This window comes from Limnofasciculus baicalensis BBK-W-15 (genome assembly GCF_024178385.1).
GTDB classification, from domain to species: Bacteria; Cyanobacteriota; Cyanobacteriia; order Cyanobacteriales; family Coleofasciculaceae; genus Limnofasciculus; species Limnofasciculus baicalensis.
On record NZ_JAMZMM010000227.1, the window covers coordinates 1 to 9,992 of the forward strand.

Genomic DNA, 9,992 nt, shown 5'->3' on the forward strand with positions numbered 1-9,992 from the left:
ATGTTATTGCTCATGAACTTGTTATAGTTACTGAAAGTATAGGGAGATAGAGGTGATCTACATATAAAATAAACATACTATTTCAATACCTCATCATAAGGAACGCTGTTTTAATTCATCAGTCGTTGCTTCTCACGCCTGTAATCTCGGTTTAGCAACCTCACCCCTCTATCAATGTTAAAATCACTACCTTGTCTGATAGCATGGTTTCGCAAGCAACCATACCTCGTCCTATTGGTATTATTGTTGCTTATCGCCCATAACCCATCTGCCCAGGCTCAACAGGTGAATATGCCTGTGGAAGCCAGCCCATCATCGGCATCTTCTTCCCAGCCCTCTATGGAAGTGCCTGAAGAAATAGCCCCCGACATGATTGAAACCGGAGTTCAGATCGATCCTCTAGATAGTCCTCATCCCGTGCCTTGGAATTGGGTATTGGCAACCAATGCTGAATTGAGTGCCAGTAATAGTTTTGGATTACGTTACTATCGCAGTCAACCATTATTGTCCCCAGATGGCGAATACGCTGCCTACAGTCGTATTTCCATGCAAGGGAAACCAGAGTTGTACAACAGCCGCGTCACTAGCGTGATGTTTCTGGAAAATTTACAGACTGGTGATTTGCGCACGATAACCGCATCCTCTCCCTTGTCTGACAATCCCTTAAGTATTAGCGAAGCTGGGGATATGCCAGGAACTTTTGCTATTTTAATTCCTGTTTCCTGGACACCATCGAGCGATAGGCTTTTGGCACGACAGTTTGAAGGTGTTTTCAATACTGGAGATGCCTCTGATTATGCTGTTATTTGGGATAGAGACAAAAATCGGGTTACGACGGTAGCCCCCCAAGGAGTTAATTATTCAAATGCTGTATTGTTAGGCTGGAGCCATATCGATCCAAATCGCGTTTTGTTTCGTGCTGGCGAATTAGGTGAGGAAAACTGGCCTGTTTTGTCAGTTGATTTCGGTGGAGATACGGCACTTGCCCTTGAGGATGAGCCTATTGTTTATGGTAAATTGGTTAATCAAGTTTGGACTGGTCCTCAATCTCGTTGGTAAGTTTTTGTTATTGGTTATTGGTTGTTAGTTGTTGGTTGTTAGTAAAATAAATAGAGAAATTGATAGAGATATTCAAGGAAGTTGGCAATAATCTTCTCAGAGATAAAATATCTGATTTCTTAAAAAGCAAGTAAATTTAGTTTTAACTAACCCTCAAAGTAGCACTTTCTAATTCTTCTAAGGGAATCCTGAATCCACCAATGCCAGCAAATAGATCTACAAAGGTAAATTTGGTTTTAATAAAAGTAAGATTCAGTGGTTTGAATGTATTGAATAGCTCAATTTGATTAGTGGTGGTGACTGTTTTCATTGATGAGACTTTATTGAACAAAATAGGAGTTATGCAGCAACACTACTCATATTGGGGATGGTGAGTTACGCTCATATTGGGGATGGTGCGTTACGCTGCGCTAACACACCCTACAGATAGATATTTTGCGTAAGTCCTGAATTAATAACAAACAACAACAAACAACTAACAACAAACAACAACTAACAAATTGGACGATTACCAGGGTTGACTGCGTGGATGTACTCGCTACCAGATGTAGGCCATTCCCTTTTGTAGGCGGCTTCTTCTGGCTGCCCCCAGCCGAGTTGCAAGATAATCTCCAAATGATCGGGATTACCGTGCCACAATAGGTTTGCCCATTCGGTTTGGTGCGCGATCGCATTAACCTGCTCAATGGTAATCTGACGGTAGTCTCTGCCAATGTTAATGCTTAAATACAAATCCATATTTTCGGTTACTTGCCACCAAAAATCTAGGATTGAAGGCTTGGCACTTCTGATAATTTTCAAATCCCTATCCAGTGCGATAAGCTGCTCATCAATAGCAGGATACTGTAGATTCTTCCCTTTTATTGTTATCTGTCGCCAAACAATACCGGAGACTTGGTGTTGCCGCTGATAGGAATGAATAGCGGCTTTAAAGTCTCGATAGGCAGTGAATTTTTGAATCCCATCCGGTTTGAGAAAGAGATCTAACACGGGGTTTCCAGACGCTGAAGCTGCTAAATTCAGCCGTTCCCCATTCATGCAGGCACGACGCTCATCGGCTAGGATTTTGATTAGGTCTTCTGTGCTGTAAACCCGTGACATCAGCAATGAAGTATGAAGTATGAATTATGAAGGATGAATTATGAAGGATGAAGGATGAAGGATGAAATAATAACACTAATCTGGACAGTTAAGATGAAGTATGATTTTTTTCAACCTTCAACCTTCAACCTTCAACCTTCCCTATTGGGTTATCTCAATGTTAATTTCATTTAACATCCGCCGCTTGAGTTCAATTGATTCGGCACGGGGTAGCAAATCAAAGACTTTCCGAAAGACATCATCGATCTTTTCATATCCTACTTGTCCGATCTCATTAAAGACAACTTCACCCTGTTGGTCAATCAAAACCGTTTGGGGAACCAACCCTTTATAATAGTAACTCGCTTCTGTGAGTGTCGGGGTAGAATTTACGGGCAGACTATCAATGTTAACAGGAATAAAATTTGCTTCCCTGCCGTAAGGGGCTTGTAACTGAGAGATAGTTGAGGCATATTGCTTGCAATCGCTGCTGTCATCAACAAAAAACACCAATAATGCTGGTTTGTGGGCTTTGATAGAATCTGCCAAGTTGACACGGGGGGGGACTATAGAACCATTTCCCCCGTAAAGGGCAAAGATATTGCCATCAAAATGATCGTCATTAAGACCTGCTAGAGCTGATGGCATTGAAATCAGTATACAGCTCCCCAGGGTAATCAGGATCAATAAACACCGGGCAATCAAACGCCTCTGGGCTTGAGGGTTGGCAAATCGTAGTAAACAAAAGGTCATAGTTTCCAGCTTGATGCAAAATATCCCACTAACCAGTTTACAGAAATCTCGCTCAAAGCCCACATACTTCCTCTTTCTTCGTGTCTTCGTGGTTTCTCCAATACTTATTCTGCCAAGGTAGTTCATTAACAGATTGCACTATCGCTTAAAGTATCAAGAGTTATCAATTTTTTTTGATCTGGAGATGGGGATCTATAACCCCAACGGATTGGCAGACTCCGACTGACTTTGCTCCGCAATAAATCCAGGAATGTATGTAAAAATGATGAACTGATCTTTTTTTTATTGAAGTCTTGACTCAATTGGATAGGGAAAGGCGAAATTGGTTTTTCTGGCAAGACTCTAGAGAGTAGAGATACTTCTTCAACTAAGCCAATCGCCATCAGAGCGAAGGCAATTTTTTGGATGGCATTAACGGGTAATGCCAAGTTTTTTGCCATGACTTTCAGAGAAACATTTCCCGCAGCGTACTCCCACACTCCCAATTCTCGATTATTCAGTGGATAAGAAGGTGAACCGAAAATTGTGGGTGCTAAAATTACGTTCGGATCTGGCAATTTATTGGCGAATGCGTCCCAATTTTGTACTAGACGAAACCCTAGCAATATAGCTTCTGTTGCTCGTATATTTAAACCAGTCATTTCTCGCATTGGTATTGGTGCATCCGGGATAAATTTAAACATACCATCCTGAAGTTCCAACAAGGTACGCATTTGTTGTAATACCTGAATCTGGAATATCTGGTTCAGTTTTTGCTCGGATAATACACCCTGATTTTTGAGAGACAAACCCAGCGGTTTATCCTTCGGACATAACTGGACTAGTTTGGTTATTACTCGCTTACTAACCCCATGATTTTTAGCAATTATTCCGACTAAACATTGATGATCTAAGCGATTAGATGCGGCGACAATTCTACCCCGATATACCCAAATGTAATGAATATCGCTATCTGGTGTTAGATCTTCTGGCAAAGCACTAATTGCCAGTAATCCAGTTTTTTGTCCTTTTTCAATCAATTGAAAGATTTCCGATAAGGAAAAATCAGTTAATGCACCTGTAATAGACATAGTTTTTCCATTGAATGCTAAAGGATTATCTGGCTTGAGCAAGGGCTTCACTCAGGATGTGGGAAAGAGTAATGGAAAAGGATCGGATCTAGTCCAAAGTTGAAAGTATTTATATTTTAATGGGTGAATCTACGATCTTCCCTTTACCTTTTACCATTTTACATATTTCTGTGTATTTGGACTTATCTTGACTTGGGTCAATTGAATTGTTATTACCTATTCTACCCTCAACTGTCTATTTGCCAATTATATTTTGTTCGATCTAGAAAAATAATATTTTATATAGCCATGAAAAAAGTAATAGTTTTTCATAAAAAACATCACTTTTGGTCGATTTACTTAAGAAAAATACATAATTCTTTACCTAACTCTCATTAAGTCCACAGGCTGACAATTTCGCCGTCAAAGCACCAGCATGTCGCCACCAGTTATACCCACCAACCCACCGTCGCGACGGCAAATGTCCGAGGGGTGCTTTCAAATTGAAGGTTAATTCAGCGTTAGGGGTATTGGGATTGTGGATACTCCAACCCACGCGATCGCAAAAACTGGGATAATCCTCACCTACCTCTTGATAGATCATAGCCTGAACCGTAAAGCCAAAACGACTATCGCTATATTTTAGCCAAAGCTGATTAATTGTCCGCAAATCCTCACAAGGAAACTCAGCGCAGTATCTGTTAGTAACTTGGCAATACCAAAATCAATTAAAACTAATTTTCCATCATCCCGGCGGATAATATTAGAAGGCTTAATATCTCGATGAATCACCCGATGGGCGTGGATATATTGCAATATTAGCAGCATATCTTCCATAAATTCCCAACTTTGGGTTTCGTTATACGATCCCTTTTCCTTTAATTCCAGATCAAGAGTTTGCCCAGAAATCCATTCCTGGATTAGATAAAGCTGTTGGTTTTGTTCAAAGTGCGCTAGGAGGCTGGGTATTTGGGGATGTTTACCCAACTCATCCAAACGTTGGGCTTCTTGGTGAAATAATTCTTTCGCTTTGTGAAAAATCTCAGGGCGGTAATTCTCCATGTAAAGCTGTTTAATTACACAGTTATTGTTACTGGAAATATCTTCTGCTAAAAAAGCCCTGCCAAATCCACCGCTACCAATTACTTGAATTGGGCGATATCTTTCTTGAAGCAATAATTTAGCACCACAACTCCGACAAAATTTAGCTGAGTCTGGATTTTCAGGAGTGAAACATCCTGGAGTAACGCAGTATGTCATGATAATGGTTGTTAGTTGTTGGTTGTTAGTTGTTAGTTGTTAGTTGTTGGTTGTTAGTTGTTGGTTGCCTTTAACCAATAACAAATAACCAATAACAAATAACCAGCAACAAATTATTGCTTATCCGCCTGGTAAGTATAAAAATTTTGAAATATTCCCACCGTCTCAAAATGATAATTAGGTAAAATAGGTTTAACGTTCAAATCGCTGCGATAAATACTGAAAATAACAAAATTTTGTCGTTCTGTTTTTTGGGAAATTATTTGCTGAATTTGGGGGCGTGTAGTATCAACGAGGGATTTACATTGGTTTTGTAAAAACTCAGAATTCTGTGGCAAGAAATCTAACTTATTGGGCGCTTTAATACAAACTTCGTCTTTGAGATAGGTTGAGAGCTTCTGTACCGCATACTCCTCATAAGCATTTTTAGGTGGATTTGTCAATGCCATCGCACCTCCTAGTGCCACAAGAGCGACTCCACCGATTCCCGTAATAAGTTGTAAAATTTTCATGGAACTCCCTCAATCCTTTATATGATAATGACTTCAGCCTCAGATATTAGAGTTCCGCAGAAAATTAAAATAGAGAGGGGGTTGAAATCACAGCAAAGATGTTATACTATAAAATCGGATGGCGAGCGTAGCCAAGTGGTTAAGGCAGTGGTTTGTGGTACCACCATTCGTGGGTTCAAGTCCCATCGTTCGCCCTAAGTCTATAAAGAAGGTAAGAGGTTTTGAGTGTTGAGTTTTGAATTAACACTTTTTACTAACAACTCCCAATGCCCCATTCCCCAATAGGGCATCGGCTGGGCTACTCCCCAATATCACCGAAAATAAGCTACTCGTGCCTCAAATCCCTGGGATCTCCTTGCAGCAGCGCAAGGCTAACGCCAAGCAAAGCTGACGCGATCGCAAACAATCACAGATATTTTCGGCAGTGTCACGGTTGGTAAATATGCCAAGGTTGACAAATGTACCTCATTGTGAATTAATTTCAGAAGCATTCAGGAGGATTTGTGGTACTTTTGCCAGAGTATCGCTATTCCTCATGGACATACCACGTAGTCACTAATAGCTTGAGAGGTAAGGTTTTCATCGATTAGCCCCAATGCTTTGAGAGTTTCGCTACCCGCAACACCGTCAACGTGGAAATTGTGAAATCTCTGAAATTCCATGACAGCAATCTCTGTGTCTTCCCCGTAGATACCATTAATCGCACCAGGATTAAAACCATTATCTCTTAACGCTTGCTGAAGTTGCTCCACATCCTTACCACGCGCTCCTCGCTGTAATATCCGCCCAGAATAGACTTCAACTACTTTATCAGGTGGACGAGGAGTAGAAAAATTAGACGGCGGAAGGATTTGCCCAGGAAAGAGACGTGAGGTACGAATCGGAACAGAATTGGGGAGGGGAGGAAGAAAATCGGGATTATCGGCAAACGGCGGATTATAATCGAGTTCTCTAGTAGAGGGGACAGGATAATCGGTGTCAGGTGGCAAAAAATAGGGTTGACTCGACAAGTTTTGATTCGATACGTTTGTGCCAAACAAAGCACTCCAGGTTGCTTGTCCAACCACCCCATCGCGATTCAGCCCAGATTCTCCCTGAAATTGCATCACTGCATCTTTGGTTTTTGAACCAAAATATCCAGTTGGCTCTTGATGAAAATAATCTAATGTCAGTAAACGCTCCTGTAGCTGAGTCACCAGTGGACCTTGTGAACCTTGCTTAAGTATCTGTACAAAGGCTTCCCCTGTCATGGGGAACATACTGAAGAGGATAAACAGGGGTGGCAGATACCTTCTAGCATATCTGGAAAGGTTTTGTCTGTTAAACCAGTGACAATGCTTCAGATTCTCTTGAGTGAAAACCGCAGTGGTAGAAGCAGGTGCTTCATAAGCTAGAGTAAGATCTATATATGCAAGAGTTTCCATAATTATGCTCAACTGTTTTTCAGATAGTCTGTTACGTCAAACTGAGGTTGGGAACTGAGCAAAGGGAATCTATACAACTATCTATAATTATATAAACAATGGATATTTTCCCATGTTTGCTCATTTGGAGTAAAATATCAAGTTGACTTCGACTAAACGGGTTGAACAGTTAAATTAGTCCTGATCTGTCGAATAGAACAGCAAACACAGCCGCTATGCCAGTAATCGCCAAAGCCAGAAATGGGTTTTGTCCTTGGCTGACAGCAAAAGATGTAACAATCCCCGCACCTAATCCAGCCGTAACGAGGGAACTAAAGAGGTCTTTGTTGGTATTTTTATTAGGCATGAGCGAACGATCCAGTCGTTGAATTGTGTTCGATAGATTCCGATCTGCCCTCTTAACCTACCATTCTATTTTGATTTACTTAAGCACTATCTGCTAAATTGCAATTAAATGTTAGATTTAGTTGATTTTCTTAACTTTAGGAGTGGTAAACAGGATGAACAGGATTGGTGCTTTGAGAAAGTCTATCCCTCTTGTGGCTTTATTCCTTAGTGCTGGGGGGGGTATCCCGGTAATGGCGACTCTGGTTACCAGCGTTAGTCCAGGAAATATCAGTGTCTCATCAGAAGTTAGTCTCTCTCAAGATAGGGAGAAGCTGCAACTCGCACAGAGGGTAGCCCGAGAATGCCGTCAAGTAACTCAATCTACATTTATCTACCCACAACGTTCTAATATTGAACCTGTCAGAGCTTTACAGGTTGACGAAAGAGTAACTCTGGCAGAAGAAAATGGCAAGGGGGGTTGGATTGCAATTAGTTCCCCTATTAGCGGATTTGTCCAGATAGACTATCTCAAACGTTGTGGCGTATCCAGTGGCTCTCTGAATACGCCTCCTCGTAATGTTTCCACTTCCAATCGCTGTCGTCGAGTTTCCTATACCGCACCTGAAGGTTTGACAATTCGGGAAAGACCAGATCAAAACTCCCGCAGAGTAGGCGGTGTATTTTACGATGAGCAGGTAACACTGAGCTATCCTCCGGAATTCAAAACCGATAATGATGGGCGGGAGTGGGCAAGACTAGCACTCCCTACTCCTGGATGGGTATCGAATGGATATCCTAGGGGCGGAGATCTTAATCTTGAGGCTTGCAGATAGTAGTTGGTAGTTGGTTGTTGGTTGTTGTTTGTTGTTTGTCTCCCCACTCCCCACTCCCTATTCCCCAGGGGCTTCCTCTTGAGACTCTTTGGGCTTTTTCTCAAATACTTGAATACCCGGAGACTCCAAAATAAACCCCTTGCCAGTCTTTGCCCCCATTTTCCCTGAAATCGCAGCTACCCACATTGGGTAACTCGCTGCCGCAGTGGAGAATTTATTCCACATTTTTGGCTTGACTGTGAGGGTGAAGATGATGCCATCGCAATTGATATCAAATTGTTGCCAACTATTCTGTACTGCTCGCGGGGTGGGCAATTCAGAGATTTTGATGGTAATTTCCAATCTCCCTGTGGGGATATTGTTGGTTGTTGGCGGTTTGGTTTCACTCGTTTCACTGGCTTTACGAATGGCAACGATTTCAGCCATTTGAAGCTCCTTAGCTCTTGCAAAATTCACTTTATCATACCCAAAAACTGGGAGGTGGTGGCGGAAAATCAAAAATTTCTTTTATCGCCCCATTTCCCAATCGCCCCATCGCCCCATTTCCGGTAAGTTCCTGAATTGAGCCATGAATTTGCGATCGATGCGGTCTTTCCATTGCCATAATAGCGGAGATTGCCAGCCAAATGGTCCCCAAGAGGCGATCGCTTTGCGCTGCTGCGTTGCGCTCCTCGCATCTCCATCTCCTGTGCCAATTAAACTTAAGTATCGTTTTTGAGGGATGTAATGCTGAAGGGATTTTGAGAGGAGGATTCGTCGTCGCAGGTTTTCAAATAATGGTTTTCCTTGTCGTACTGCAAATACTCCGGCTTTGGGGCGGGGATGATTTACCATGGTGGCGATATCGCCTGCGGCAAAGATATGGGAATGAGAGATAGATTGTAAGGTATCGCGAACTAAAATAAATCCGTTTTGGTCTGTTGATAATCCTGATTCTCTAATCCAGTTGGCTCCTGATGCTTGAGTTACCCAAAAGGTATAGTTACTAGGGACTGTTAAACCAGATTCACATTTTATTTTATTTGGTAGTATTTCAGATACTCTTTCTCCTAAATGAACTTTAATACCTCGATTAATCAATATTTTATAGAGGCGTTGCCGCACCCATTGATTGTAACCCGGCATGATGGCTGTGCCTCGATGGATGAGATTAATATTGAGCTTTAATCCTATAATTTTATCTAAACGGCTTGCCATAGTTAGTGCTAATTCTACTCCACCAGCACCACCTCCGACAATCCCTAAATTAATTGATTTTTCTGGATGGTTAGCGCAGTTTTCAATAAGCTGATGCCATTGATTTAAAAATTGCGGTACTGGTTTGGCGGGAATGGCATATTCAGCGACTCCTGGTACTGATTCTTGGGCTGGGGTGCTACCAATATCAATTGAGAGGATATCAAAAGGAATAGGTGGGCGATTGGCACAGATTACTCGATCGTTTACTAAGTCTAAACCAATGGCTTGGTCGATATGTAATTCTGCTTGAGCAAATTGGGCTAAATGTCGTAAATCAATATGACATTCCTCAAAATTATAGAAACCTGCAACATAACCGGGTAACATTCCGGAATAGGGAGCATAGGAAACATCACTAATTAATGTGATGCGCAATTCTGGCATAGGGTTTAGGGCAAATAATCTAAGTGCGATCGCGTGACTATGACCTCCACCTATTAATACTAAATGTTTGGT

General features: G+C 41.7%; 13 protein-coding genes and 1 tRNA gene. 3 read left to right on the forward strand and 11 right to left on the reverse strand.

What is annotated here, in order from left to right; genetic code table 11:
• Window positions 1-174 precede the first annotated feature (174 nt).
• On the forward strand, window positions 175-1,059 hold the full coding sequence (locus tag NJ959_RS19515; protein WP_254013412.1) for a hypothetical protein: 885 nt from the start codon (window positions 175-177) through the stop codon (window positions 1,057-1,059).
• Between the two features lie 142 nt (window positions 1,060-1,201).
• Here the strand turns inward: NJ959_RS19515 and NJ959_RS19520 are convergent, their stop codons facing one another.
• From NJ959_RS19520 to NJ959_RS19545, 7 genes are all read right to left on the reverse strand, one after another.
• A complete protein-coding gene (locus NJ959_RS19520) occupies window positions 1,202-1,369 on the reverse strand; it encodes a DNA cytosine methyltransferase (protein ID WP_254013413.1) in 168 nt (55 codons plus the stop codon).
• 182 nt (window positions 1,370-1,551) lie between these two features.
• Window positions 1,552-2,160: a hypothetical protein gene (locus NJ959_RS19525; protein WP_254013414.1), complete on the reverse strand. Its 609-nt coding sequence runs from the start codon at window positions 2,158-2,160 to the stop codon at window positions 1,552-1,554.
• 141 nt (window positions 2,161-2,301) lie between these two features.
• Window positions 2,302-2,892, reverse strand: coding sequence for a thylakoid membrane photosystem I accumulation factor (locus NJ959_RS19530; protein WP_254013415.1), 591 nt, complete (start codon window positions 2,890-2,892; stop codon window positions 2,302-2,304).
• Window positions 2,893-3,017: 125 nt separating this feature from the next.
• Window positions 3,018-4,013 carry a DUF4388 domain-containing protein gene (locus NJ959_RS19535; RefSeq protein ID WP_254013416.1) on the reverse strand — a complete coding sequence of 332 codons (996 nt, stop codon included), beginning with the start codon at window positions 4,011-4,013 and terminating at the stop codon, window positions 3,018-3,020.
• 313 nt (window positions 4,014-4,326) lie between these two features.
• Window positions 4,327-4,611 carry a GUN4 domain-containing protein gene (locus tag NJ959_RS30465; RefSeq protein ID WP_309242666.1) on the reverse strand — a complete coding sequence of 95 codons (285 nt, stop codon included), beginning with the start codon at window positions 4,609-4,611 and terminating at the stop codon, window positions 4,327-4,329.
• Complete coding sequence (locus NJ959_RS19540; RefSeq protein WP_309242667.1) at window positions 4,584-5,201, reverse strand: protein kinase domain-containing protein; 618 nt, start codon at window positions 5,199-5,201, stop codon at window positions 4,584-4,586. Before NJ959_RS19540 ends, NJ959_RS30465 begins: the two co-directional genes overlap by 28 nt.
• A gap of 113 nt (window positions 5,202-5,314) precedes the next feature.
• Window positions 5,315-5,713: a DUF4359 domain-containing protein gene (locus NJ959_RS19545; RefSeq protein ID WP_254013417.1), complete on the reverse strand. Its 399-nt coding sequence runs from the start codon at window positions 5,711-5,713 to the stop codon at window positions 5,315-5,317.
• A gap of 121 nt (window positions 5,714-5,834) precedes the next feature.
• Between NJ959_RS19545 and NJ959_RS19550 the strand changes: the two genes are divergently transcribed.
• A tRNA-His gene (locus NJ959_RS19550) sits at window positions 5,835-5,907 on the forward strand.
• A gap of 339 nt (window positions 5,908-6,246) precedes the next feature.
• Here NJ959_RS19550 and NJ959_RS19555 read toward each other — a convergent pair.
• Together NJ959_RS19555 and NJ959_RS19560 are read right to left on the reverse strand one after the other, a co-directional pair.
• Window positions 6,247-7,137, reverse strand: a complete 891-nt coding sequence (locus tag NJ959_RS19555) for a peptidoglycan-binding domain-containing protein (protein WP_254013418.1) — start codon at window positions 7,135-7,137, stop codon at window positions 6,247-6,249.
• A gap of 169 nt (window positions 7,138-7,306) precedes the next feature.
• Complete coding sequence (locus NJ959_RS19560; protein WP_254013419.1) at window positions 7,307-7,483, reverse strand: hypothetical protein; 177 nt, start codon at window positions 7,481-7,483, stop codon at window positions 7,307-7,309.
• A gap of 154 nt (window positions 7,484-7,637) precedes the next feature.
• Between NJ959_RS19560 and NJ959_RS19565 the strand changes: the two genes are divergently transcribed.
• The gene (locus NJ959_RS19565; RefSeq protein WP_254013420.1) at window positions 7,638-8,297 is read left to right on the forward strand and encodes an SH3 domain-containing protein; all 660 of its coding nucleotides are present in this window, start codon (window positions 7,638-7,640) and stop codon (window positions 8,295-8,297) included.
• A gap of 57 nt (window positions 8,298-8,354) precedes the next feature.
• Here NJ959_RS19565 and NJ959_RS19570 read toward each other — a convergent pair whose 3' ends face one another.
• Window positions 8,355-8,723, reverse strand: a complete 369-nt coding sequence (locus NJ959_RS19570; RefSeq protein ID WP_254013421.1) for a fertility inhibition FinO-like protein — start codon at window positions 8,721-8,723, stop codon at window positions 8,355-8,357.
• A gap of 81 nt (window positions 8,724-8,804) precedes the next feature.
• On the reverse strand, window positions 8,805-9,992 hold a 1,188-nt coding region (locus NJ959_RS19575; protein ID WP_254013422.1), incomplete at its 5' end, for an FAD-dependent oxidoreductase.

What these genes read in the sequence shown, in the direction of transcription:
- NJ959_RS19515 (WP_254013412.1), top strand. Translation starts at nt 175, where the DNA reads ATGTTAAAATCACTACCTTGTCTGATAGCATGGTTTCGCAAGCAACCA.
- NJ959_RS19520 (WP_254013413.1), bottom strand. Translation starts at nt 1,369, where the DNA reads ATGAAAACAGTCACCACCACTAATCAAATTGAGCTATTCAATACATTC.
- NJ959_RS19525 (WP_254013414.1), bottom strand. Translation starts at nt 2,160, where the DNA reads ATGTCACGGGTTTACAGCACAGAAGACCTAATCAAAATCCTAGCCGAT.
- NJ959_RS19530 (WP_254013415.1), bottom strand. Translation starts at nt 2,892, where the DNA reads ATGACCTTTTGTTTACTACGATTTGCCAACCCTCAAGCCCAGAGGCGT.
- NJ959_RS19540 (WP_309242667.1), bottom strand. Translation starts at nt 5,201, where the DNA reads ATGACATACTGCGTTACTCCAGGATGTTTCACTCCTGAAAATCCAGAC.
- NJ959_RS19545 (WP_254013417.1), bottom strand. Translation starts at nt 5,713, where the DNA reads ATGAAAATTTTACAACTTATTACGGGAATCGGTGGAGTCGCTCTTGTG.
- NJ959_RS19555 (WP_254013418.1), bottom strand. Translation starts at nt 7,137, where the DNA reads ATGGAAACTCTTGCATATATAGATCTTACTCTAGCTTATGAAGCACCT.
- NJ959_RS19560 (WP_254013419.1), bottom strand. Translation starts at nt 7,483, where the DNA reads ATGCCTAATAAAAATACCAACAAAGACCTCTTTAGTTCCCTCGTTACG.
- NJ959_RS19565 (WP_254013420.1), top strand. Translation starts at nt 7,638, where the DNA reads ATGAACAGGATTGGTGCTTTGAGAAAGTCTATCCCTCTTGTGGCTTTA.
- NJ959_RS19570 (WP_254013421.1), bottom strand. Translation starts at nt 8,723, where the DNA reads ATGGCTGAAATCGTTGCCATTCGTAAAGCCAGTGAAACGAGTGAAACC.